The sequence below is a fragment of the Ruegeria sp. D7 genome, assembly GCF_056534355.1.
The window spans coordinates 133,728-157,449 of the sequence record NZ_JBQFPG010000008.1 but is presented as its reverse complement, the minus strand read 5'-3'; the positions used below and the strand labels follow the sequence as shown (position 1 = coordinate 157,449).

27 protein-coding genes are annotated in these 23,722 nt (G+C 58.1%); 10 read left to right on the top strand and 17 right to left on the bottom strand.

Features of this window, described 5'->3' with window-relative positions; genetic code table 11:
* Positions 1 to 2: 2 nt before the first annotated feature.
* From ACRZ9U_RS13210 to ACRZ9U_RS13190, 5 genes are all read right to left on the bottom strand, one after another.
* Positions 3 to 1,202, bottom strand: coding sequence for an aminotransferase class I/II-fold pyridoxal phosphate-dependent enzyme (locus ACRZ9U_RS13210; protein ID WP_170404886.1), 1,200 nt, complete (start codon positions 1,200 to 1,202; stop codon positions 3 to 5).
* A gap of 112 nt (positions 1,203 to 1,314) precedes the next feature.
* Entirely contained in the window at positions 1,315 to 2,619 is a 1,305-nt protein-coding gene (locus tag ACRZ9U_RS13205; protein WP_170404890.1) for an NAD(P)/FAD-dependent oxidoreductase, read from the bottom strand.
* 12 nt (positions 2,620 to 2,631) lie between these two features.
* Positions 2,632 to 3,990, bottom strand: a complete 1,359-nt coding sequence (locus ACRZ9U_RS13200; RefSeq protein ID WP_170393610.1) for a glutamine synthetase family protein — start codon at positions 3,988 to 3,990, stop codon at positions 2,632 to 2,634.
* A complete protein-coding gene (locus ACRZ9U_RS13195) occupies positions 3,990 to 4,670 on the bottom strand; it encodes a type 1 glutamine amidotransferase (RefSeq protein ID WP_170404894.1) in 681 nt (226 codons plus the stop codon). The genes ACRZ9U_RS13200 and ACRZ9U_RS13195 overlap by 1 nt, the downstream gene beginning before the upstream one ends.
* Positions 4,671 to 4,728: 58 nt before the next feature.
* Positions 4,729 to 6,048 carry a glutamine synthetase family protein gene (locus ACRZ9U_RS13190; RefSeq protein WP_170404897.1) on the bottom strand — a complete coding sequence of 440 codons (1,320 nt, stop codon included), beginning with the start codon at positions 6,046 to 6,048 and terminating at the stop codon, positions 4,729 to 4,731.
* A 211-nt stretch (positions 6,049 to 6,259) separates the two neighbouring features.
* Between ACRZ9U_RS13190 and ACRZ9U_RS13185 the strand changes: the two genes are divergently transcribed.
* On the top strand, positions 6,260 to 7,069 hold the full coding sequence (locus tag ACRZ9U_RS13185) for a M90 family metallopeptidase (RefSeq protein ID WP_170404900.1): 810 nt from the start codon (positions 6,260 to 6,262) through the stop codon (positions 7,067 to 7,069).
* Here the strand turns inward: ACRZ9U_RS13185 and ACRZ9U_RS13180 are convergent.
* From ACRZ9U_RS13180 to ACRZ9U_RS13165, 4 genes are all read right to left on the bottom strand, one after another.
* Positions 7,066 to 7,872, bottom strand: a complete 807-nt coding sequence (locus tag ACRZ9U_RS13180) for an ABC transporter permease (protein ID WP_170393602.1) — start codon at positions 7,870 to 7,872, stop codon at positions 7,066 to 7,068. The two genes, ACRZ9U_RS13185 and ACRZ9U_RS13180, sit on opposite strands and share 4 nt — an antisense overlap.
* Positions 7,869 to 8,756, bottom strand: coding sequence for an ABC transporter permease (locus ACRZ9U_RS13175; protein ID WP_170393600.1), 888 nt, complete (start codon positions 8,754 to 8,756; stop codon positions 7,869 to 7,871). The genes ACRZ9U_RS13180 and ACRZ9U_RS13175 overlap by 4 nt, the downstream gene beginning before the upstream one ends.
* 80 nt (positions 8,757 to 8,836) lie before the next feature.
* Positions 8,837 to 9,586: a transporter substrate-binding domain-containing protein gene (locus ACRZ9U_RS13170; RefSeq protein ID WP_170393598.1), complete on the bottom strand. Its 750-nt coding sequence runs from the start codon at positions 9,584 to 9,586 to the stop codon at positions 8,837 to 8,839.
* A 33-nt stretch (positions 9,587 to 9,619) separates the two neighbouring features.
* Positions 9,620 to 10,396: an ABC transporter ATP-binding protein gene (locus tag ACRZ9U_RS13165; protein WP_170393596.1), complete on the bottom strand. Its 777-nt coding sequence runs from the start codon at positions 10,394 to 10,396 to the stop codon at positions 9,620 to 9,622.
* Positions 10,397 to 10,762: 366 nt separating this feature from the next.
* On the opposite strand from ACRZ9U_RS13165, the gene ACRZ9U_RS13160 reads away from it, so the two are divergent.
* Both ACRZ9U_RS13160 and ACRZ9U_RS13155 read left to right on the top strand, forming a co-directional pair.
* Entirely contained in the window at positions 10,763 to 10,918 is a 156-nt protein-coding gene (locus ACRZ9U_RS13160) for a DUF5993 family protein (protein WP_223118239.1), read from the top strand.
* A gap of 9 nt (positions 10,919 to 10,927) precedes the next feature.
* Complete coding sequence (locus tag ACRZ9U_RS13155) at positions 10,928 to 11,506, top strand: disulfide bond formation protein B (RefSeq protein ID WP_170393594.1); 579 nt, start codon at positions 10,928 to 10,930, stop codon at positions 11,504 to 11,506.
* Positions 11,507 to 11,537: 31 nt separating this feature from the next.
* On the opposite strand, the gene ACRZ9U_RS13150 is transcribed toward ACRZ9U_RS13155, so the two are convergent.
* The 6 genes from ACRZ9U_RS13150 to secG form a co-directional block, all read right to left on the bottom strand.
* Positions 11,538 to 11,975 carry a tellurite resistance TerB family protein gene (locus ACRZ9U_RS13150; RefSeq protein ID WP_170393592.1) on the bottom strand — a complete coding sequence of 146 codons (438 nt, stop codon included), beginning with the start codon at positions 11,973 to 11,975 and terminating at the stop codon, positions 11,538 to 11,540.
* A 21-nt stretch (positions 11,976 to 11,996) separates the two neighbouring features.
* Complete coding sequence (locus ACRZ9U_RS13145; protein ID WP_170393590.1) at positions 11,997 to 12,446, bottom strand: tellurite resistance TerB family protein; 450 nt, start codon at positions 12,444 to 12,446, stop codon at positions 11,997 to 11,999.
* A 41-nt stretch (positions 12,447 to 12,487) separates the two neighbouring features.
* Entirely contained in the window at positions 12,488 to 12,781 is a 294-nt protein-coding gene (locus ACRZ9U_RS13140) for a DUF1330 domain-containing protein (protein ID WP_170393588.1), read from the bottom strand.
* A gap of 71 nt (positions 12,782 to 12,852) precedes the next feature.
* The gene (locus ACRZ9U_RS13135) at positions 12,853 to 13,629 is read right to left on the bottom strand and encodes an isocitrate lyase/PEP mutase family protein (RefSeq protein ID WP_170404903.1); all 777 of its coding nucleotides are present in this window, start codon (positions 13,627 to 13,629) and stop codon (positions 12,853 to 12,855) included.
* 102 nt (positions 13,630 to 13,731) lie between these two features.
* On the bottom strand, positions 13,732 to 15,375 hold the full coding sequence (locus ACRZ9U_RS13130) for a CTP synthase (RefSeq protein WP_170393584.1): 1,644 nt from the start codon (positions 15,373 to 15,375) through the stop codon (positions 13,732 to 13,734).
* Positions 15,376 to 15,534: 159 nt separating this feature from the next.
* Entirely contained in the window at positions 15,535 to 15,903 is a 369-nt protein-coding gene (gene secG, locus ACRZ9U_RS13125; RefSeq protein ID WP_010439184.1) for a preprotein translocase subunit SecG, read from the bottom strand.
* A 151-nt stretch (positions 15,904 to 16,054) separates the two neighbouring features.
* Between secG and nthA the strand changes: the two genes are divergently transcribed.
* The 6 genes from nthA to ACRZ9U_RS13095 all read left to right on the top strand — a co-directional run bounded on the left by nthA (position 16,055) and on the right by ACRZ9U_RS13095 (position 20,211).
* Entirely contained in the window at positions 16,055 to 16,669 is a 615-nt protein-coding gene (nthA, locus tag ACRZ9U_RS13120) for a nitrile hydratase subunit alpha (RefSeq protein ID WP_170404906.1), read from the top strand.
* On the top strand, positions 16,666 to 17,343 hold the full coding sequence (gene nthB / locus ACRZ9U_RS13115) for a nitrile hydratase subunit beta (RefSeq protein WP_480902024.1): 678 nt from the start codon (positions 16,666 to 16,668) through the stop codon (positions 17,341 to 17,343). Before nthA ends, nthB begins: the two co-directional genes overlap by 4 nt.
* Complete coding sequence (locus ACRZ9U_RS13110) at positions 17,340 to 17,669, top strand: nitrile hydratase accessory protein (RefSeq protein ID WP_170404914.1); 330 nt, start codon at positions 17,340 to 17,342, stop codon at positions 17,667 to 17,669. The genes nthB and ACRZ9U_RS13110 overlap by 4 nt, the downstream gene beginning before the upstream one ends.
* A 220-nt stretch (positions 17,670 to 17,889) precedes the next feature.
* The gene (locus ACRZ9U_RS13105) at positions 17,890 to 19,182 is read left to right on the top strand and encodes an adenylosuccinate synthase (protein ID WP_170393577.1); all 1,293 of its coding nucleotides are present in this window, start codon (positions 17,890 to 17,892) and stop codon (positions 19,180 to 19,182) included.
* On the top strand, positions 19,182 to 19,424 hold the full coding sequence (locus ACRZ9U_RS13100) for a DUF2842 domain-containing protein (protein WP_170393574.1): 243 nt from the start codon (positions 19,182 to 19,184) through the stop codon (positions 19,422 to 19,424). The genes ACRZ9U_RS13105 and ACRZ9U_RS13100 overlap by 1 nt, the downstream gene beginning before the upstream one ends.
* 79 nt (positions 19,425 to 19,503) lie before the next feature.
* Positions 19,504 to 20,211 carry a YfaZ family protein gene (locus ACRZ9U_RS13095; protein WP_170404917.1) on the top strand — a complete coding sequence of 236 codons (708 nt, stop codon included), beginning with the start codon at positions 19,504 to 19,506 and terminating at the stop codon, positions 20,209 to 20,211.
* Positions 20,212 to 20,309: 98 nt separating this feature from the next.
* Here the strand turns inward: ACRZ9U_RS13095 and ACRZ9U_RS13090 are convergent, their stop codons facing one another.
* A complete protein-coding gene (locus ACRZ9U_RS13090; RefSeq protein WP_170404920.1) occupies positions 20,310 to 21,998 on the bottom strand; it encodes a hypothetical protein in 1,689 nt (562 codons plus the stop codon).
* Positions 21,999 to 22,118: 120 nt separating this feature from the next.
* Between ACRZ9U_RS13090 and ACRZ9U_RS13085 the strand changes: the two genes are divergently transcribed.
* Positions 22,119 to 22,826, top strand: a complete 708-nt coding sequence (locus ACRZ9U_RS13085; protein ID WP_170404923.1) for a thiamine diphosphokinase — start codon at positions 22,119 to 22,121, stop codon at positions 22,824 to 22,826.
* Here ACRZ9U_RS13085 and ACRZ9U_RS13080 read toward each other — a convergent pair.
* Positions 22,771 to 23,685: a DMT family transporter gene (locus ACRZ9U_RS13080; RefSeq protein ID WP_170404926.1), complete on the bottom strand. Its 915-nt coding sequence runs from the start codon at positions 23,683 to 23,685 to the stop codon at positions 22,771 to 22,773. The two genes, ACRZ9U_RS13085 and ACRZ9U_RS13080, sit on opposite strands and share 56 nt — an antisense overlap.
* Positions 23,686 to 23,722: the final 37 nt, after the last annotated feature.

Here is a 23,722-nt window from a genome sequence, read left to right as displayed (position 1 = left end):
GATCAGGTCCCGTAGACTGGCACCGGGCCGACAACCTCGCCAACAGAAGCCAGCAGGATGTCCGAGATTACGTCCAGTTCATCGCGCGTCAAACGCACGGGCAGACGTACATCGCAGGCCTTCATCAGCATCGCACGGGTCTGTGGCAGTTCGAACTGTTCGGGTAGGAACTGCCAGTTCCAGAAGGCACGAGCGTTATCCTGACTCAGGCCAAAGACCTGCACCTTGACACCGCGTGCCTCGGCTGCGGCGGCAAAGGCGCGGATTTCATCGTCGCTGAGGTCAACCAGATTGAATTGGATCGAATCTGGTGCGCGCTGCTCGGGTGTCAGGGGGGCAGGGACATCGATGTAGGGCGATGTGTTCAGACGATCAGCCACATAGTCATGGTTTGCCAGCCCGTCGCGGACACGGCGGGCCAGTTCGGGGATTTGTGGGCGAATGACTGCGGCGCTGAGGTTGCTCATGCGCAGGTTATACAGTGGCAACTGGTTCTGCCATTTGGCAAAGGCCTGTTCCAGCTCTGGTGAGCCAGAGTGCTTTTTCCAGTTGTGTTCGTATGCGCCCGACATGATAACAGCGCGCGCCACAAGATCCGCATCGTCGCTGACCAGAATGCCACCTTCGCCTGCGTTGATCATTTTATAGGACTGGAACGAGAAGCAGCCGACCTTACCGATGGTGCCAATATTGCGCCCATGCCAGGTTGTGCCCAATGAGTGGGCGGCGTCTTCGATCACCGGGATATCGCGCGCTTCACACAGCTCCATGATCGCGTCCATGTCCGAGGTATGGCCGCGCATATGGCTGATGATCACTGCCTGCACGCTGTCCAGCTTGGCCGTGAAATCGGCCATATCGACGCGATAATTGTCCCCGACCTCGCACAGAACCGGAATGCAATCCGCGTGCACGATTGAAGACGGCACGGCGGCAAAGGTAAATCCGGGGATCAGAACCCGCGCATCGCGGGGCAGCCCAAGCGCCTTGAGCGACAAAAACAGCGCGGCAGAACAGGAAGAGACCGCCAGCGCGTATTTTGTGCCGAGCAGTTCGGCAAACTCTGCCTCCAGGAGAGCAACGGGCGCATCCTGAGGTGCGGTATAGCGAAACAGATCGCCTGACTTCATCAGGGCGTCGATTGCGTCTCGGGCGGCTGCGGGGATGGGTTCGGCTTCATGAACGTTGGGTACAAGCGTCATATTTGGATTTCCCGAATTTTATCTTTGGGAAATATAAATTCGATATGCAGGCAAGCCAAGTCCCAATTCGCATCGTCAGCGAGATTTCACCAATTCGTCGTAAAGAATGTGTTCAGATACCCAGCCTGTCACGCAGCGCATACCAAGTCATGGCCAGTATCAGCAACGGCGTCCGCAAAGCAGGACCACCCGGGAAGGGCACTGCAGGAACGCGGGCCATGGTATCGAACCCCTCAGCCTGCCCCTGGATCGCCAACGCCATGAGTTGCCCCGCATGGGTCGCGGTGCCGACGCCGTGGCCAGAATAACCCGAGGCGGACAGGATATTTGGCGCAACCCGGGTCAAATAGGGCATGCGCCGCATGGTGATGCCCAGCGTTCCGCCCCATGCGTAGTCGATTTTGACGTCACGCAGATGCGGGAAAATCTCGGTCATCGGCTTGCGGACTTTTGCGGCGATGTCCTCGGGGAAACGATAACCATAACTTTCGCCACCCCCAAACAGCAGCCTGCCATCGGCGCTCAGCCGGAAATAGTCTATCACGAACTTGGTGTCAGCAACGGCGATATCTTTGGTTAAAACTTTTTGCACTTCAGCGCCCAAAGGTTCGGTTGCCGCGATGAAATTGTTGATTGGCATCACGCGCGATGCAACTTGCCGGTTCAGATCTCCGAGGTATCCGTTGCAGGCCAGAATAACGTGATCGGCAGTGATCGTGCCCTTTTCAGTGCGTACAGTAACACGAGCGCCCTGATCGATGCCAAGAACTTCGGTGTCTTCATGCAGTCTTAACCCGGCTCTGACAGCGGCACGCGCAAGGCCGAGGGCGTAGTTCAACGGGTGTAGGTGCGCGGCACCATTGTCCAGATACCCACCCGCATAGGCTGGTGAGGGGCAAAGCCCGCGCGCGGCATCGGCATCTAAAGTTTCGATTTGGTCGTATTTGTATTTACCCGACAGATGCGCCGCGTGATCATGTAGCTCTGCGCGCTCCGAGTTGTTAAAGCCCAGAACCGCAATGCCGGGCTTCAGGTCGCAATCGATCTGATGTTTTGAGATCAGAGATTTGACCAGATCCTTGGCTTCTTCGGCCAGATCCCAAAGCTTTAACGCGTCTTCATCGCCGACAAGCCGTTCAAGATCCTCTTGATCCAAACGCTGCGCGCTGCCCAGTTGGCCTCCGTTGCGACCCGAAGCCCCAAAGCCCGCGCGATGAGCTTCCAGCAGGACAACATCGAACCCAGCCTCAGCCAGGTGCAATGCTGCCGAAAGGCCCGTATATCCGCCCCCGACAATACAGACGTCTGCGGAATGGTCGCCTTCAAGCGCCGGGTAGCGGTCGAAGGCGTGCGCCGTCGCGGCATACCAGCTTGGCGGGTACTCCGCCTTGCGGTCATTAGAATACAGCAGGTTCATCGCGTCTTTGCCCTAGACGTTCATCAGCAGATGCTCGCGTTCCCACGGGGAAATGACCTGCAGGAACTCTTCGTACTCAGCACGTTTGACGATGCCGTAGACACGGGCGAACTCGGGACCCAGAACTTCGTGCAGGGCAGTGGCTTCATCAAACAGATCCAGAGCTTCACCCATGATCTGAGGGATGTCGCCGTCGCCTTCATAGGCGTCGCCATAGAATTGGCGGCGTGGGCGTTCTTGCTGAGTCAGGCCCAAATAGCCACAGGCCAACGACAATGCGATACCAAGATAAGGGTTGCAGTCCATGCCTGCGATGCGGTTTTCGACCCGGCGCGCCTCGGGGCCGGACAGAGGTACGCGAATGCCAGTTGTGCGATTGTCGCGTGCCCACTCCAGATTAATCGGGGCCGCATGGTCTTTGACGTAACGGCGATAAGAATTCACATACGGTGCCATCACCGCCAGCCCTGCAGGCAGGTGGTTCTGCAAACCGGCGATGAAGTGATAAAACGCATCCGTCTCGCCACCTTGTGGACCGGAGAAGATGTTCTGTCCCGTTTCTTTTTCGATGATCGAGTGATGGATGTGCATGGCCGAGCCCGGCTCATCCTCGATCGGTTTCGCCATGAATGTCGCAAAGCAGTTGTGACGCAACGCGGCTTCGCGGATCAGACGTTTGAAGTAGAATACCTCATCGGCCAGTTTTACAGGATCGCCATGACGCAGATTGATCTCTAATTGACCGGCTCCGCCTTCTTGCGTGATCCCGTCGATTTCAAACCCCTGAAATTCGGCAAAGTCGTAGATGTCGTCGATCACCGGCCCGAATTCATCGACCGCTGTCATCGAATAAGCCTGCCGCGCCGCCGCAGGTCGGCCCGAGCGGCCCATCATCGGCTTGATCCCTTGCGCGGGATCTACATTCGGCGCGACAAGAAAAAATTCCATCTCGGGGGCGACAACCGGCTTCCAACCTTTGTCGTGATACATCTTCACAACGCGTTTGAGCACATTGCGGGGGCTGAAAGGGATCGGCTCGCCATCTCGGTCGAACGCGTCGTGAATCACCTGCAAGGTCCAGTCGCCCGTCCAAGGAGCGGCCGACGCAGTTGAGAAGTCGGGTTTCAGGATCATGTCCCGCTCAATGAAACCGTCCTCACCTGCAGCTTCGCCCCAATCCCCTGTGATGGTCTGGTAGAAAATGCTGTCGGGTAGGTGAAAATAGGATTGCTTGGCAAACTTTGACGCCGGGACCGCCTTGCCGCGGGCGATGCCGGGCAGGTCAGAGATGATGCATTCAACCTCATCCAGCCGTTTGCCTTCAAAGTAGGTGCGCGCCGCCTCAGGCAGCTGATCTGTCCAGTCGGCCATCAGGCCCTCGCTTTCTTTAGGAACTCTGCCATGTGGTGGCCGATTTTGGCATTATCATCCGGGGCGTCTTTCCGGTTCGCTGCCGCCTGCATCAACGCATCGGGAACCACGCCTTTGCCTCGGGTCTCCATCAAGCCCTGTATGAAGTCATTTCCATATTCAGGATGGGCCTGCACGGTCCAGATCGTATCGCCATAGGTGACCATGGCGTTTTGGCAAAAGTCATTCGTACCGGTGACCACCGCTCCTGCGGGCAGTTTGGTCACTTGATCCTGATGCCAAGCATTCAAGGTGACGGTCTGATCGCCAAAGCTGTATTCCGTGCGTCCTACAGCCCAGCCACCATCAAACTTTTCCACTTTTCCACCAAGCGCTTGCGCGATGATCTGATGTCCAAAGCAGACACCAATCAAGGGGTTCCCTGTCTTCCGAATATCCCGGATCAGCTGTTCAAGCGGGGGAATCCAAACGTGATCTTCGTATGCGCCATGACGAGATCCGGTGATGATCCACCCGTCGGCCTGATGCGCGTCTTCCGGAAACTCACCATCGACCACTGCGTATGTTTGGAATTCAAAGCCGTTCCCACCCAGTAATGCGCGAAACATGCCATCATATTCCCCGAATTGTTCATGCAATTCATCGGGTGGGTGGCCGGTTACAAGGATGCCGATTTTCATAGTTCACCAAATTTGATCAAATTTATTCTAACGGAGCGAAGCGAGCTGGGCAAGAGGTTCAAACGCTCTCAAGATAGCTGAGCCAGTGCTCGTCAGGAGGGTGGGACGCGAATCGTGCAATTTCCTGCCGTTTGGTCATCACCAGGTTGCGGATCAGATCGTCCGGGAAAATGCGCGCAACTACCGGGTCAGTTTCGAAAGCAGAGATGGCCGACGGCCAGTCGGCTGCTAGTTGCGGCAGATCGGTCAACTCATAGGCATTGCCCGAAATCGGGCTGGGCGGTCGCAGGCCATCCTCGATCCCAACCATTGCCGCGCCCAGAACTGCGGCCAGCATGAGATAGGGGTTGATGTCACCGCCAGCAACGCGATGTTCGATCCGTCGGGCGGCAGGGGCACCACCCGGAATGCGCAGGGCTGCCGTGCGGTTTTCATAGGCCCAGCTTGCTCCGGTGGGTGCGTGGGCACCAGGCACCAGGCGCGTGTAAGAATTGCCATGGGGAGCGAAGATCAGCGTAGAGCCGGGCATCGCGGTTAGACATCCAGCAACCGCCGAGCGCAGTTCATCGGTTCCCTCGGCCTCTCCGTCATCGAAGACATTGCGTCCATCGACATCGACGATCGAGAAATGCACATGCATTCCGTTGCCCGCATCCTCGGCATAGGGCTTGGACATGAAGGTTGCTGTGAAGCCATGCTTGCGGGCCATGCCACGCGCCAAGGTCTTGAAAAGCCACGTATCATCGGCGCAGCGCATGGCGTCCTGATGGTTCAGATTGATCTCGAACTGACCGATCCCGCTTTCAGATATTGCAGTCTGAGCAGGAATACCCATAGCGGCGCAACCATCATAGAGGTCGGTGAAGAACGCATCAAACGCGTCCATTTCGGCCATCGACAGAACGGCTTCGTCCCGCAGCCTGCGGCGCGTGACCGGGTTGATCGGAGGCTGCGGTTGGTCGCCTGAGGCGTCAAGCAGAGTGAACTCGAGTTCGGTGGCGGCGATGACCGACCAGCCCCGTTCGGAAAATCGATCTAGAACCGCAGAAAGCGCGTGTCTCGGATCGCCCGCAAAAGGCGTGCCGTCATCGTGGTACAGGCACATGGGCACCAGCGCGGTGGGTGTATCAAGCCAGGGCATGGGAACCGGACCACGCCCGGTGGGGCGCAACACACCATCTGCATCACCGCTTTCGAAGACAAGCGGGCTGCCTTCGATATCAGCGCCCCAGAGATCGACATTGAGCGCAGAGAACGGCATGCGCACGGCGCCTTTGTCCAACTTGGCACCGTATGAGGGCGGCACGCGTTTGCCACGCATCTGACCGTTGAGGTCACAGGCGGCGACGCGGAATGTATGCAGGGCGCTCAGGTCCATTGGGGGCTCCGTGGTCTAGTCACGAGAGGTTTAAATCAGGATTAGCGTCTTGTCACGAAATTTGATCAAATTACGAACAGGCGTCGCTTGCGGTGGGGCGCGAAGTTGAAAATCAACCGACTTGTACAGTGGTCGAGACCGCTGTCTTCCGAGTTGTACAACATTCAAGTGCCCGATTGTGCCGGGCGTAGCGATACCTATAGTCTCAGATATGTTCATCTTTCTTACCATAGTGTTACTGATCGCAGGCGGGGTCGGCTATTACGTCTGGTCCAAGAGACAGGCCCGCGCGGCGCTGTTGGCGACGCGTCTGACCTCGGATCAACAGGACATCATTGATCAGCAAGTTCCCATCATCCGGCGGCTGCCCGCTGGGCTGCGCAGCCACTTGGATGGCAAGGTGAACCTGTTTCTGGATCAAGTGAGCTTCTACGGCTGCGACGGGTTGGAAGTGACTGAGGAGATGGAGCTGTCGATTGCGGCGCAGGCCTGTTTGCTCGTGATCAATAGCGACATTTGGTATGACAATCTGACGACCATTCTGATCTATCCCAATGCGTTCAAGTCAAAGCAGCAGCGGCGCTCGGGCTATGTCGTGTCCGAGAAAGAGATCGTGCGGACCGGGGAAAGCTGGGATCGCGGGCCGGTCATTTTATCATGGGCACACAGCCAGCAGGGCGCTCTGGATGATCGCGACGGGCAGAACGTAGTGCTGCATGAATTTGCGCATCAGATCGATGATCTGTCCGGGGGCACAAATGGCGTACCGATCCTGAGTGAAGGGCAGAGCTTTGCCGAATGGGAAAAGGTATTCCTGACCGCCTATGACGCGCATGTTCACGCGGTTGAAAGCGGGCGGCGGACAGTCATCGATCCGTATGGCGCGACCGGGCATGAAGAGTTCTTTGCCGTCTCGGTCGAAGTGTTCTTTGAGCGCCCGAAAGCACTGAAGCACGAGGTGCCCGAGGTCTATGAGCAGCTTTCGAAACTGTTCCGGCTGAACCCGGTGGAGTGGGCTTAGCGCGCCAAATTTAGTCGGAAGCGCATCTTGGCTTTCCGCTCGGCAGGCAGGTGGCGGTTCAGGCGTTTGTTGACCCTTCCGAAGCCCCAAACGATGACCAGCGTTAGCAGGATGAAATAGAACGCCAGAATCGGGTATGGAATGAAGGGGTTAAACGTCTTGTCCGCGAAATAGCTGGCGTAGTACAGCGCGTCGCCCCGTTGTTGCCAGGCCGGGAAGGCCGAGAAGAAGACCAGCGTTGTAGACTGGAACACAAAGATCGCTTCGTTCGTATAGGCGGGCCACGCCAGCCGCAGCATTGTGGGCCAAACGATACGTCGGAAGCGGGACCAGCCGGACATGCCATAGGCGTCGGCGGCTTCGATATCACCCTTGGGGATTGAACGAAGGGCGCCATAGAAGATCTCACCCGAATAGGCGGAAGTATTCAGGAACAGCACGATCAGCGCCCCCAGCCAGGCCGAGGTGAAGGCGTCGAACATCGGATAGGGCTTCTTCAGCGAAAGGAAGAAGAAATAGGCAAAGAAGAACTGGATGAACAGCGGCGAGCCGCGGAACAAAAAGATGAACCACTCGGACGGTTTACGCAGCCATTTATTCGACGAGGCTTTGCCGACGGCCAACGCGGTGGCGAGGAAGAACCCCGTGACCATCGCCATGATCCCGAAATAGATATTCCAGATCATGCCCGAGCCGATCAGCGTGAAGTGCTCGCACAGGGTGAAATCGGTTTTGGGCAGCAGGCGCTCGCCAAAGCCCAGCGAACGGAGGCCGTAGTCCTGAATGGTCTGGATGCAGCTCATGCGGTGGTCTCCTTGCGCAGAAGCTCTCCGCCCGATGTGGCCTGACCATGGGACAGGCGGCGCATCAGTTTCTCAAGCCCGATTTCCGAGACGCGGGTCATGCCGAGGTAGAAGATCAGCAGGGCGAGGAAGTACCACATGCGCCAGTCGCCATGAGGGTAATCGGTAAAGCGGGATGTTTTTGTGCCGCCCAACTCGCGCGCCCAATAGACGATATCTTCGATGCCCAGCAGAAACAGCAGTGGCGTGGCCTTGATCAGCACCATCCACAGGTTCGATAGGCCGGGTAGGGCGTAGACCCACATTTGCGGCACCAGGATACGCCAAAAGGTCTGGCGGCGTGTCATGCCGTAGGCTGCGGCCGTCTCAAGCTGGGCGTGTGGTACAGCGCGCATGCCGCCGAACAGGACGTTGGCGGCAAACGCGCCGAACACGATAGAGAATGTGACGACGGCAAGGAAGAAGCCGTAGGTTTCATGCACCCATTCGGGTGCAGTGCCCAGCGGCAGCTTGGCGGCCTGACAGACGATGAAGTCGTTGCCCTGCCGCACCGGATCGGTCCATTCGGGGCAGAGCACTTTATGGCGCAGCCATTCAAAGCCCTGATCCAGAGCGATCACGAAGAACAGAAAGAAAGCGATATCAGGCACGCCACGCACGATGGCGATATAGGCCTTACCCAGCCAGCTAAGCGGCGGGAAATGCGATCGCGCTGCCATAGCGCCGGCAAAACCGAAGCTCAGGGCGACCGGGGCGGTGACGGCCAGCAGACCCAGCACCTTGAAGAACGACAAGTAGAACGACCAGTGGACGCCATTGGTCAGATAGCACGAGAACCAGCGGAACGTGCCCAGCGTGTCAGGATCAGCGCAGTAGGAGAACATAAGGCGTCTTTCGAACGTCTGGCCGGTCTCAGGTCCGGCAGGTCCGGCGCGCGCACGCGCCGGACAATTGGACGGAGGGCTTAGTTGGTTACGACCGAGCCGTCTGTGTTGTATGTAGCGATACCTTCGCCAAACCATTTGACCAGCATCTCGTTGAGCGTGCCGTCCGCCTTCATGGACGAAATAGCGTCATCGAACTTGCCGCGCAGTTCTGCGTCGCTCTCGCGCAGGCCCATGCCGATGCCACCGCCCAGCGGGACAAGATCGCCGACAAAGACCAGCTCGCCACCGGATTCCTCAACAATCGGGACCAAGAAGTCATAGTCCGCCAGCACCGCATCCGCTTCGCCGTTGCGCACGGCGGCGATGGTTTCTTCGGGGGTGGCGAATTCGACCAGAGTCGCGCCGGATTCAGCAACGTGACCGGCCTGAATGGTTGCGGTCTGTGCAGCGACGATGCCACCTTTCGTGTCAGCGCCATCTGAAGCAGCTACGTAAGCTGAGGCGGTCGGCGGGTAGTAGTTCTGGGTAAAGTCGATGACCTCATCGCGTTCGTCAGTGATCGACATGCCGGCGATGATGGTATCGTAGTTGCCCGAGACCAGGTTCGGAATGATCGAATCCCAGTCGTTCTTGACCCATTCGCATTCCAGACCAGCGCGCTTGCACAGCTCGTCACCGACTTCACGCTCGAAGCCGTCGATCTCACCAGCATCATTGATGAAGTTGTACGGAGGGTAGGCGCCCTCGGTGCCCATGCGCACAGTTTCGGCCATTGCGATACCGGCGGTCAACGCCAGCGCTGCGGTGGTCAGAATCAGGTTTTTCATGAGTTACTCCCCTTTATTGGTTCTGTCCGTTGGTTAAGCCGCCTGAGTGGCGGAGAGAAAGCCCTGAAGCCGTTCGGATTCAGGGGCAGTGAAAATGTCTTCGGCTGAACCCTCTTCTTCGATCAGGCCCTGATGCAGGAACACAACGTGGCTGGAGATATCCGCAGCCATCTTCATGTCATGGGTCACGATGATCATGGTGCGGCCTTCTGCGGCCAGATCCTTGATCACTTTGATCACTTCCTGTTCCAGTTCGGGATCGAGCGCTGAGGTCGGTTCGTCAAACAGCAGCGCCTGAGGTTCCATGCACAGCCCACGTGCGATTGCGGCGCGTTGTTGCTGTCCGCCCGATAGTTGCGCCGGATAGACGTCGCATTTGTCGCCGATGCCGACCTTTTCCAGATATTTGCGCGCGCTGTCTTCGACCTCGGCCTTGTCGCGGCCCATGACAGTGACCGGAGCCTCCATCACATTCTGCAGGATGGTCATATGGGCCCACAGATTGAACTGCTGGAACACCATCGACAGATTTGTGCGGATGCGCAGCACCTGCTTGGGATCGGCGGGACGGCGATGATTGTGGCTGCCAGTCCAACGGACTGGCTCGCCTTTGAACAGAATCTCGCCCTCTTGGCTGTCTTCCAACAGATTGCAGCAGCGCAGCAGGGTAGACTTCCCCGAGCCGGATGATCCGATCAGCGACACGACGTCGCCGCGATGCGCGGTGATGTCCACGCCCTTGAGCACCTCGAGTTGGCCAAAGCTTTTGTGCAGGTTCTTGATCTCAATGACGGGAGCGGCGTCTGTCACGGGCAGTCCAGATATGATTGGTGTTGGTGCGGTAATAGGGCTGAAAAATCGGGCTAATGCAATGCGCAATTGACAAGTTCACGCAGCGAAATTGCCAAATCGGGCGGTCGCGCTGTCTAAACTGTCAGTTTGTTGGGCGCATTCTGTGACTCGATGCACCATTATCGACAGGTCAGCCAGATCAATCTCTTGATTGCGGCCCAGAGATTCAGGTCACAGGATTCCGGATCAACCGAGGTGATCCTCAGCGAAACCAAATTTATTGAACTGGCTTGATCCAATCACCAAAACTGTTTGAATTTGGGAATAATTCGTTTTGAGTTAAAGATTGAAATATACGAATTCAATTCACGTAAGGGGCTTCTTGTGATCGCGCTATTATTTGCATTGTTCGCCGGCACGATGGTGCTGGCATACTTTAAGCTGGTCAGAATTTCATACGCATTGTTCGTGCTGACGCTTTTGGCGAGTGCCTACTGGCTGAAGTTTCACGCCACGACCCCCTTAACGATTCAACTGTGAGGTCGTCCAATGTCACCTGAATTTGCTCGTAACATGAATGCGATTGGTGCACTGGCGGTTTGCCTGGTTCTGGTGCTTGCCTTCTACTTTCAGCTTGTCCTTTACGAACTGCCCTGTCCGTTATGTTTGCTCCAACGCGTGGGATTCGTGGCCGTTGGGTTCGGGCTTGCTCTGAACCTGTTATGGGGTACGCGCGCCAGAAACTATGGCATCGTGCTGGTGGCAGCGATATTTGGGATCAGCGTTTCGATCCGCCAGATCCTGCTGCATATCGTGCCCGGAACAGGGCACTACGGCTCCCCGGTTCTGGGCCTACACTTCTATACCTGGGCGGGAGTTGCCTTTGGTTTGATCATCCTTGGCACCGCAATCATGCTGGTATTCGAGAAGCAGTATGATCTTGCCTCGGACGTTCGGGCAACCGAACGCTTCGGAGGAAGTACATTGGCCAAAACAGCGTTTTTCCTGATTTTGGCATTGGCCGTCGCGAACGCTGGTTCGGCGCTTTTGGAGTGTGGGCCTGGCATCTGTGACGATCCACCGACGGACTACAAGTTTCTGAATGAGCTTGAAGGCAGCGATTCATAGCGCTGACAACGCCCAAAGGCTTGCCGGTTGATCAGACCTTCGCCGCCTTTTGTCTTGCAAGCGCCGAATCCACATCGCTCACGCCGAGCAGGCTGACGACAAGGCGTAGCAGAGAATCCTCTTCACCGCTGCGGTGCCCATCCGCCAGTGCGACCGACCACATGGCCTGCACAACGGCCAGGCGGTCGTCATAGGCGATCGCCTCTTTGATGGCGCGAGTAAAGCGGACGGTGTCGGGCGCCTCGGCTTCAAGGTCTTCGGCTCGGGCGCGCAGGGCTGCGGCCTCAAATGGCGACAGGCCGTAGCGTTCGGCCGAGATGCGGTCGATTCGGGCCATTTCGGTATCGGCATAGTCGTTGTCGGACCGAGCGATACGCACCAACAGGGCGGTGAGGGCCAGACGGGCATCATCTTCGACAAGCGGGTCGGGCTGCGGCTGCGTGAGCCGGGACAGGAAATCACTGAACATAAGCGTTTATATAGAGATAGCCTAGGTCGCTTCCAAGCGGCTTTGTATCCGCTCGCGTGCCGCTTTGCTGTCGTTGAAGCTGAGGCCCATGGCAATGCGGGCTTCTTCGACGATCTTGACCTCGCCCTCGTCCGAGTTGCCATCGGCCAGCACGACCTCCCACAGGGCGTCAAGCGCGGCCAAGCGTTCCTGAAGATCGGTGGTTTCGCGGATCAGTTTGCCGAATGTATCTGTTTCCGGAGCAGCTGCGTGCAATTTTTCGCAGGTGGCGCGGACCTTGGCGGCCTCGATCGCATTGTGCTGGTAAAGTCGCGCAAGAATGCGGTCGATCAGGCTGATCTCTTCCAGCTTGTAGTCGCGGTCGGCCTGCGCGACACGTACCAGCAATGCCCCCAGGGCCAGTTCGGCATCAGGATCGGGCAGTTTGTCATGTTGCGGCGGCCGAAAGGCCTGGAAGAATTTTTTCAACATATCGGCAGGATATTCCGTAATTCGAGGCGCGCCAAGCGGTGCTAGCCCTCATAGCCCTGAATAATCACAAGATCGCCGGTCGAAACCGGATCGCGCAAGGCCTTGGCGGCTTGATAGGCATCGCTTTCATAGCAGGCCAGCGCCTGTTCATAGCTGGGAAATTCGATGACAACTGTGCGGGCGCGAGCCTTGCCTTCAGGCTCGCTCCTCTCGCCGCCGCGTACAAGAAACTTGGCCCCGTAATCGGCGAATGGGGCCGCATTGGCAGCAATGTAAGATTTGTAGGTTTCAATGTCGTCTACATCGACATGGGCAACCCAGTATCCTTTGGCCACAAGGTGTCCTCCGCTGGTATCGGATGCAAGGTGCGGAGGAACAGGTTGAAATGCAATCCCCTAAAAGTGGATCATCCACCGGATTGCAGCGCGGCGCGTGCTGAATCCTGTAACCAAGCGGTCATTTGCCGATAGGGAACCGGGCCATAGCTGATCCGGGCCACGCCGAGTTTCGCCAGCGTCGGCGTGTCAGGCGTGCCGGGCAGGGCGATGATGTTGACCGGCAGGTCGGTGGCCGCGCAAAGCTGGCCGATCATGGATTCGTCTTTCAGGCCCGGCGCGAAGAACCCGCTGGCTCCGGCATCGGCGTAGGCTGCCGCGCGGGCCATGGCGTCATCCAGCTTCGCTTGATCATGCGCGTCCGGAGCGGCTTTGAGGAAGATGTCAGTGCGGGCGTTGATGAAGGCGGGAACACCGGCCACGTCACAGCTTTCGCGCATCGCAGCGACACGCGCTGCCTGTGTTTCAATGTCATAAAGATCTTTAGTTCCAACGACCTGATCTTCGAAGTTAAAGCCGATTACTCCGGTTTCCAGCGCGCGTTTGACATTGGCCGATATGCCAAAAGTATCCTCGGCATAAGCGCCTTCGAGGTCCATGGTGACCGGTATATCAACCGCCTCGACAATGCGGCGAGCGTTGTCTAACGCCAACTCAAACGGGATGTTCTGGCCGTCCGAAAACCCCTGCGCCATCGCGACCGGAGCACTGCCAGTCGCCAGCGCTTTGGCCCCTGCATCGCGTACAGCGACGGCGCTGCCGGGGTCCCAAATGTTATAGAGGATGACCGGATCACCCTTCTTGTGCAGGGCGGCAAATGTTTCTGCTTGGGTAATCTGATCGGTCATGGCCGGTCTCCTGTCGCTGCTATGGCGGTAGTTAACCGTGCAAACCGCCGGCGCGTAAAGATATTTCGCGCCGACTGGTACAAATCTGTTATCGGCCCGTGATCAGACCAGACGCGAGGTGTCTTTCGCGGCGCGCACGAATTCGCGGAACAGGGGGTGCGGGTCGAAGGGTTTGGATTTCAGTTCCGGGTGATACTGAACACCAATAAACCATGGGTGATCCGACCATTCGACGATTTCCGGCAGGCGACCATCCGGGGACATGCCCGAGAAATTCAGGCCTGCCTTTTCCAGTTTGTCGCGGTACTTGATGTCGACCTCGTAGCGGTGACGGTGGCGTTCCTCAATCTGGGTGCCGCCATAGACTTCCGCGACCTTCGAGCCTTCGGCCAGAACCGCATCATAGGCGCCCAAACGCATGGTGCCGCCCTTGTCGTCTCCGACTTTGCGTTCGACCTTGTGGTTGCCCTGCACCCATTCTTTCAGGTGGTAAACAACGGGTTCAAAACGCTTTTTGCCAGCCTCGTGGTCGAATTCCTCGGACCCGGCTTCGGTGATTCCCGCCGCGTTGCGTGCGGCTTCGATCACGGCCATCTGCATGCCCAGACAGATGCCCAGATAGGGCACTTTGTGTTCACGCGCATATTGAGCGGCCTTGATCTTGCCTTCTGTCCCACGCTCGCCAAAGCCGCCGGGGACGAGGATGGCGTGGAAGCCTTCCAGATGAGGTGCGGCGTCTTCGTTGTCAAACACCTCGGCATCGACCCACTCGATCTTGACGCGGACGCGGTTGGCCATGCCGCCATGGGTCAGGGCCTCGGCAATTGACTTGTAGGCATCTTCAAGCTGGGTGTATTTGCCGACGATGGCTACTTTCACTTCGCCTTCGGCGTTGTGGATGCGGTCGCTGACGTCTTCCCATTTGGCCAGATCGGGCTTGGGGGCCGGGCTGATCTGGAATGCGTCCAGAACCGCCTGATCCAGACCTTCACGGTGATAGGCCAGCGGGGCGTCGTAGATGGTGCTGAGGTCTTGTGCGGCAATCACGCTGTCAGGGCGGACGTTGCAGAACAGGGCCAGTTTTTCGCGTTCTTTGGTTGGAATCGGTCCCTCGGACCGGCAGACCAGAATGTCGGGGGCTAGACCGATCGAGCGCAACTCTTTCACCGAGTGCTGGGTCGGCTTGGTTTTCAACTCGCCCGAGGCTTTGATATAGGGCAGCAGCGTCAGGTGCATGAAGATACACTGACCGCGCGGCTTGTCCTGACTGAACTGGCGGATCGCTTCAAAGAAGGGCAGGCCCTCAATATCACCTACGGTGCCGCCGATTTCACAGAGCATGAAATCAACTTCATCCTCGCCAATCGCGATGAAATCCTTGATCTCATTCGTGACGTGCGGGATCACCTGAATGGTTTTGCCGAGGTAATCTCCACGGCGCTCTTTCTCCAGCACATTGGAATAAATCCGCCCCGAGCTGACCGAGTCGGTCTTACGTGCCGCCACACCGGTGAAGCGTTCGTAATGGCCAAGGTCCAGATCGGTTTCAGCGCCGTCATCGGTGACGAATACTTCGCCATGTTCGAAGGGCGACATGGTGCCCGGATCGACGTTTAGATAGGGGTCCAGCTTGCGCAGACGCACCGAATATCCCCGGGCCTGCAACAGCGATCCCAACGCCGCCGAAGCCAGTCCTTTGCCCAAGGACGAAACCACACCACCAGTGATGAAAATAAAACGCGCCATGTTTTTCGGCTGCTCCCGTGAGACGTCATTATTAGCTGCCCGGCGGTTCGAAAAAACCGCTGCATCACGGGACTTCACGTATAAAGGATTCGCGCACATAGCGCAAGAGAACCGCAAGATGCTGTTGCAGTTCCCTTATGATTTTCTAGGTTTTGTGGCTTAGTCGGCCGCCTGCGGGATCAGCGGAGCATTGTCGCCTTGCGCCGGCGGCAACAATTCATCTGCCGATGGGACTGCCGGAGCGCTTTCCTCAGCCGGGGCCGGGGCAGGCACGCCCAAACGGTCAATCACCGAGCTGCCAGAAGATTTCTGGGCCGCCAGAATCGTCAGCGTGATCGAGGTGACGATAAAGCACGCGGCCAGGATCCATGTCAGCTTGCCCAACGCCGTTGCTGCCGCGCGGCCCGTCATGGCCCCGCCGCCACCGCCACCCATCCCAAGGCCGCCGCCTTCGGAACGTTGCATCAGCACAACGACAATCAGGCCCAAGGCCAGAAGAAGGTGGATGATGAGAACGACGTTTTCCATGGTGGTCCTGTACAGCGTGGCGTGTATCGCGTGGTACTTATGCAAGTTTGCCAGCGGGGGCAAGTCACGAGTTGGCATCACGTGCGGTGATGTTTCATATCACACCAAAGAGACTGGACAGAGCGCTGTTCTGTCGCGCAGGCTGCGCCTCATGCCACATGATGATCACGACCACCCGCACGCCCTGTTGCCTCCCGAACCCGCGCTGCGCGTCAAAGCGCTTGAGACGATTCTGACCCGCAAGGGTCTGATTGATCCTGCAGCGCTGGATGAAATCATCGATACTTATCAGAACAAGATAGGTCCACAGAACGGCGCGCATGTTGTTGCCAAGGCTTGGAGTGATCCCGATTTCAGAGCCGCGCTGCTGGCAGACGCCACATCAGTCGTGGCGGATCTGGGCTATTACGGTCGTCAGGGTGAGCATATGGTGGTCGTCGAGAACACGCCTGAACAGCACAACATGGTCGTCTGCACCTTGTGCAGCTGTTACCCGTGGCCGCTGCTAGGAATTCCACCGGGCTGGTACAAATCTGACGCTTACCGCGCCCGCGCCGTGCGAGAGCCGCGCAAGGTCCTGTCTGAGTTTGGCGTTACCTTGCCCGAAGGCACTTCGGTTCGCGTCTGGGATTCGACGGCCGAAATTCGTTACCTCGTCCTGCCGATGCGCCCAGAGAGCACAGAAGGATTGAACGCGGATGAACTGGCCGCGCTGGTCACCCGCGACAGCATGATCGGCACTGGGCTACCCAAGGTGCCGTCATGACGCGCGTACATGATATGGGAGGGCGCTTTGGTGATGGTCCGGTGAACCCGGAACCCGAAGACGCGCCGGTGTTTGCCGAAGACTGGCACGGTCGGGCGCTGGCGGTAACGCTCGCTGCGGGGTTTCTGGGGCAATGGAATATCGATGTCTCACGCCACGCGCGGGAAAGGTTGTCTCCTACGGACTACGCGCGGTTTTCTTACTATGAGAAATGGATGTCCGGTCTGGCTGATCTTCTGGTCGAAAAGGGTGTCCTGACGCTTGATGATTTGCGCGGTGTTGACGGGGATGGTGTTCATCCTCTGACTGAGCGTACCCTGAAGGCTGACGCCGTCGCAGGCGCTTTGGCCAAAGGTGGACCCGCAGATCGCCCGTCGAACGTCGAAGTTCGGCTTCAGGCTGGACAGGCCGTCCGAACCTTGGGCCAGAGCGCCAATCGACTGGTTGATGGCGGCCACACCCGGTTGCCGATCTATGCCGCGGGTGCAACGGGTCGCATCCTCAGGCTGCATGGCACTCATGTCCTGCCGGATTCCAACGCCCATGGGTTGGGTGAAGCCCCCGAGCCGCTATATGCGGTCGTGTTTCCCGCCTCAGAACTTTGGGCAAACCCCGAGCATCCGGCGGATGAAGTCGTGCTGGACCTCTGGCAGTCTTATTTGGAGCCCGCATGAGCGATTGTATCACTCACTCGGCCCCCGAGCCGGTTTTTGCCGAGCCCTGGCACGCGCAGGTTTTTGCGGTCACAGTGGCCTTGAACGAAGCGGGCCGGTTTGATTGGCCGGACTGGGCGGAACGGTTTTCCAATACTTTGAAACGGAACGGCCTCAAAAAAGATCTGGATGGTGGGGACGATTACTTTCACGCTTGGTTAGAGACCTTGGAGGCGCTGCTGGCTGAGCAGGGGGAAGCGCCCACTGATGATGTCCAGGATCTTCGCAATGCATGGGAAGAGGCTTACCTGACAACACCCCACGGTCATCCCGTACAATTGCGCTAAAAGCAGAGGGGGCGCTGCCCCCGCCGCCCGTCCGGGCGACTCCCCCGAGGTACTTTTGGCCAGATGAAGCAGGGGATCCGCTCTTCATCTGGCCAAAAACACCTCCGCCGGAGGCATCGCGCGCAGCACGATTTGTATCTGCGGCGAAATATCGGTTTCCCTGCCGTCTGTGCCCGGCTATATGAGCCGGGTTTGAATATTCAGCGCAAAAGGACCGGATATGGCCAACGTGGTTGTTGTCGGCGCCCAGTGGGGCGACGAAGGAAAAGGCAAGATCGTCGACTGGCTCAGTGAGCGAGCGGATGTGATCGCGCGTTTTCAGGGTGGACATAATGCCGGGCACACGCTGGTCATTGAGGGTGAGGTTTACAAACTGCATGCGCTACCTTCGGGCGTCGTACGCGGTGGAAAGCTGAGCGTGATCGGTAATGGGGTCGTTCTGGACCCTTGGCACCTGATCAAAGAGATCGGTACCATCCGCGCGCAGGGTGTCGATATCACGCCCGAGACGCTGATGATTGCCGAGAACACCCCGCTGATCCTACCGTTCCATGGCGAGCTGGATCGTGCGCGCGAAAGCCAGAACTCGGTGGCCAAGATCGGCACGACCGGTCGCGGGATCGGTCCATGCTATGAAGACAAGGTTGGTCGGCGTGTAATCCGGGTGGCTGATCTGGCTGATGATGCGACGCTGGCGCTGCGGGTCGATCGGGCCTTGGTCCATCACAATGCGCTGCGCAATGGGCTGGGGTTGGAACCTATTGATCGTGACGCGTTGATTGCGCAGTTGAAAGAGATCGCGCCGCAGATTTTGCCTTTCGCAGCACCGGTGTGGAAGGTGCTGAACGAGAAGCGCAAGGCAGGCAAGCGAATCCTGTTCGAAGGCGCACAGGGTGCGCTGCTGGATATCGATTTCGGGACCTATCCATTTGTGACATCGTCGAATGTGATTGCGGGCCAGGCCTCGACAGGCGTTGGGATTGGGCCGGGTTCGATCGACTTCGTTTTGGGCATCGTCAAGGCGTACACGACCCGCGTGGGTGAGGGGCCTTTCCCAACCGAATTAGACGACGAAGATGGCCAGCGCCTGGGCGAACGGGGGCATGAGTTCGGCACCACGACGGGGCGCAAACGCCGTTGTGGTTGGTTCGATGCCTGTCTGGTACGCCAAACCTGCGCGACTAGCGGTGTGAACGGCATCTCCCTGACTAAGCTGGATGTGTTGGACGGGTTCGAGACGCTGAAAATTTGTGTCGGGTATGAGCTGGATGGCGATCGTCTGGACTATCTGCCGACCGCCGCCGACCAGCAAGCACGTTGCACGCCGATTTACGAAGAGATGCCGGGCTGGAGCGAATCCACCGAAGGCGCGCGCAGTTGGGCAGACTTGCCTGCGAACGCGATCAAATACGTGCGCCGCGTCGAGGAATTGATCGAATGTCCGGTCGCCCTTTTGTCCACCAGCCCGGAGCGGGAGGACACCATTCTGGTGACCGACCCGTTTGCAGATTGATGAGCAGCAACGACAAACCCGGCCTTAGCTATAAGGCACGTCGGCGGTGGTCATTGGTGCTGCTGCTGATCGGGCTCCCCATCTATATCGTTGCGGTTGTGACAATCGTGAACTGGCTGGATCGCCCGCCGATCTGGCTGGAACTTCTGGTATATGTCGCGCTTGGCATTGTCTGGGCGTTGCCGTTCAAATTTGTCTTCCGCGGGGTGGGCAAAGAGGACCCGGATCAAGATCAAAGCTAAGCCGCCCGATTGTCTTGGTGTCTTCTGCGTGGCACGATGTTTGCGACTTTCTTTCGCGGCAACCAGAGGCAGATAGGGCATGAAAAACCGGGTATTAGCGGCGGTTACCACAACATGTATCGCGAGCAGCGCTCAGGCCGATGATTGGCGCTATACCATTGCGCCTTATTTCTGGGGGCCGGAATTCAGAACCTCACTGGACGTGGGACCAAACCCGCCGGTGAACGGGGATACCTCGATCTTCGACATTCTGAAGGGCGCGTTCCTGATCGCTGGTCAGGCCCGAAATGGGCGTTGGACCATTGGTGGTGAATTCAATTATCTCAATTTGGGTGACGATGTCTCGGTCGGTCGGTTTGACGATGCAGCCAGTTGGGATCTTGAGGGCACGATGGTCTCACTGGCGGCCAGCTATGCGGTCTATCAGGATGATCGGTCACGGTTGGAAGCGTTGGCCGGGCTGCGCCATTGGGACCTGGATGTTTCGACCACCGTGCTGGATCGCACCTTCAGCACAGATCAAAGCTGGACCGACCCGTTGATCGGCGCACGCTATAACTACGCGCTGAATGACCGCTGGAGCCTCACAGCGATGGGCAATATCGGCGGCTTCGGTTATGGCTCGGAATTCCAGTGGGAAGCGCTGGTGCAGGCTAGTTGGAAGTGGCGTGAGAATATCAACGTTGCGGGTGGGTATCGCCATCTGGATGTTGAGTTTGAAGACGGGCGCGATGTGATTGATCTGATCCTGACCGGCCCTTACGTGGCGCTGGCGTTCAACTTCTGAACTTGATTGGCTTTTTGGCTGCCAGCCACGGAACGAAAAAGGGCCAAAGTTTCCTCTGGCCCAATTTTGTCTTGAGGGGGTATTGGGGGATCTTGGTGTCAGCCAGCGGCACGCTCGTCGTCGTTCGGGCGGAACCCGATTTGGGTTGAGGCGGCGAAACGGCCACCTCCGGCCTTTTCGATCTTGCCGTCCCGCAGTAACTGACCGAATGAGCGCAAGCTTTCTTCGCGGTTGAACGAGTCCTGCTTGAGCGAGCGAACTTTGTTCATCAGCTGTGGACGCGAGAACTGCTCCTGACCTTCGATGAAGGACAGATAAGCCGCGGCAGCTTCCAGCAGGTCGAGTAGCGATTGGGCACCCTGTTCTTGCGCAAAGGCTGCAAAACCACCTTCTTCATCTGCAGATTCCTCGTCCGCTGAGGTGACACGGCGCGGTGTCACCGGGCCGGTGTCAGCCGTTTCGGTATCCACCCGCTGTTCAGCCACCAGTTTCAATGGTGCGGCAGCATCCGGGGTGGGGCGTTCACTGGTGACCTCGATCTCGGGTCGGCGTGGATTGACGACCGAGGCCAGATCACCGCGATAATCATCCTCGGGGGTCTGAGATTTGTCTGCGCCATCTTCGCGGTCTGCTTCGGTTGCAGCAACGGCAGTGCGCAGGTGAGAATATGTTTCGCGCTGACCGCTAGTGGCAGGATCATCCATATGGGCGCCCGCTTCGTCCATCAGGCGCGATACGTCCTGATCCAAACCCGTCATATCGGGCAGCTCAGCCGTCGTGTTTGCCGCCAGCTCGGATTCTACCAGCGCCATTTCGTCAAGCAGCAGCGCCTCATCCTCGGCCGAGATGACGCCATGGGCGAGGCCGGTAAGATCCGGTGATGTTTCATCTTCGTCGGTGTCGTCTTCGTCGGTGTCGTCCTGGCCATTCAGAATGTTTGACGGGCCTTCGTCTTCAGTTTCAGATTCGTCGTCGAGGTCCGAGAACAACACGTCCTTGTCCGTGACATCGGCCGACGGCTGTTCGGGCGCTTCGTCCTCGTCTTCAAATTCGGCAGTGATCGCCGGTGAGATGATCGGGGCTGCTTCGACTTCGTCCTGTTCGATAGCGGCAGGCGCGAGTGGTTCTTCGTCCTCAACCGGCAGCTCGGCGATCGTTGCCATTTGCTCGGATTCGGCAGGCTGTTCGACCTGCGGGGCCGTTGCCGGAGCGTCGTCCGCGGCCGTGTCTTCCAGATCGGCCGGGCTCAGCGCGCCGGACTCAAAAGCGGCAGAAATTGCATCGACCTTTGGCTTTACGGGCTGCAGATAGCTGACGTCTTCGTCTTCAGAGTATCCGGCAGGGGCAGCATCGGAATGCGAAACAACAGCCCGGATTCGCTGCAGCTTGGCTGCGATGCTGTCAGCGGCGGGGGCATCGTCGGATTGCGGAACAGACGGAGCAGGGGGAACAACATCCGCGACAGGCTGAACAGGTTCAGGTGTTGTGGCTGGCGCAATTGCAGCGGGGGTCGGTGCTGCAACCGGGGCGGCTTCCGTTGCGCGCAGCAACAGGCCGGTCTCGTTCTGGCTGGCTTCAACCTTCTGTGCGGCGTCCCGTTGTGCGATCCGGGTCAGCATCTCGGCGTCAGGCTGAGGGGGTTCCGATCCGAAGTATCGGTCATCCGCTGCAAGGTCCCGGAAATACTCGGCGATCGCCTTCATTGTTTCAAATGAATCGTCAAAGCCTTCGAGGGTGCACGAGAAGGTGCCGTATGAAACGGTGAGTACCTTGTTGTTCTGTACCATCAGACGCATGTCCTTTACAAACTACCAGGTCGACTACCAGACACAGCAGGGGCAACCGACTCGAAACTCTAGCCATGAAGCTATCATTTTGTGGTTTCATTATGTCCAAAACTGGAAAATATGGTCAATCTTGTGGAAAATGGGGCAATTGTTCGCTCTGGCGGGCCAATCGGGCTGTTTGGTGGGGGCGAAATCTGTTCAGAGGATGTGAATCTGGTGCTAAATCGCGTCAATTCTGCCGTTGCGGCGGATGGCGGTGCGGCTGCGTTGATTGATTCGGGACGGATGCCGGACGCAGTGATCGGCGATTTGGACTCGATTACGGCAGAATATCGGGCCCGGATTCCCAAGGATCGGTTGTTCCGGATATCCGAGCAGAACAGCACCGATTTTGACAAGGCGCTGCGCAATATGGATGCGCCTGTGGTGCTGGCAGCAGGATTTCTGGGCGCGCGGGTGGATCATCAGTTGGTGGCGTTCAATACTCTGGTTCGGTTGCAGGATCGGCCTTGTGTCCTGTTGGGCGCACGAGAAATTGTCTTTCATACGCCACCCAGGATCAGTCTGGAGCTCACAGCAGGAGACACGGTTTCATTGTTTCCGCTGCGGCGGGTGACCGGGCGCAGCGAGGGGCTGGAATGGCCGATTGATGATCTGGTGCTAGAACCGGACGGGCAGGTCGGAACCTCAAACCGAGCGCTAGGCGCGCTAAAGCTTGAGGTCGATGGACCCGGGTTGCTGACGATCCTGCCGCGCGCGGCGTTGGATCAGGTCATGCAGGCGTTTCAGTCGGGCCGGACCGAGCGTTGGCCCGCTCGTGCAGGATAACGTAGAGCCCGGCGGCGATGGTGATGCCGATGCCCAGCGCGGCCAGCCCGTTTGGCAGATCGTGGAAGATCAGCCAGCCGATCAGGGTGGCGACCGGAATCTCTAGATATTGCATCGGGGCCAGAGTCGCAGACGGCGCATAGCGCAGAGACCATGTCATAAGTAGATGCGCCACGGTGCCCAGCACACCGATCCCCAGCAGCAGCCAGAGCGTCTCGGCCGTGGGCATCGTCAGGGACATTGCGGGCAGGCCGATTTGGGAACCCAGCAGGACAATCGGCAGCAAAAAGGCGGTTGCCATGGCCCCCGATACAGCCTGCAGCGCAACCGGGTCTGTTTCCTTGGCGATCTGCCGCGTAACCAACATGAACAGGGCGAAGACCACTGCGACGATCAAGGGCAACAAGGCAGGCGCGCCCACTTGTGCAAAGCTGGGTTGGATGACCAGCAAGGTGCCGATGAATCCCACGACACAGGCGACCAGACGTCGGGGGCCGACCTGTTCGCCCAGAACGTATTTGCCCAAAAGCAGCATGATGAAGGGCATTACAAAGGCGATGGCCACGGTATCGGCCAGCGGCATATATTGCAGCGCTGTGAACATCGCTGCGATCCCAATGATGTGCAGAAGGGTGCGGATCATCGTCAGGCGCAAAACGCGCGGCGTCATCTTCCATGGCTTGCCGGTCATCGCGATCAGTGGGATCAGGATCATCGCCTGAACAGCAAACCGCACCAGTACCAGCAGTCCCAAAGCTGTGGTTTCACCCAACAGCTTTGCCATCCCGTCACCCAGCGGTGCGAGCACGCAAAAGCCGAGCATCAATATGATGCCGAGAACGGGACGATCCTGAGTCATGTGCGCGACGCTAGCGGTTTCGCGGCAGAGGGGGAAG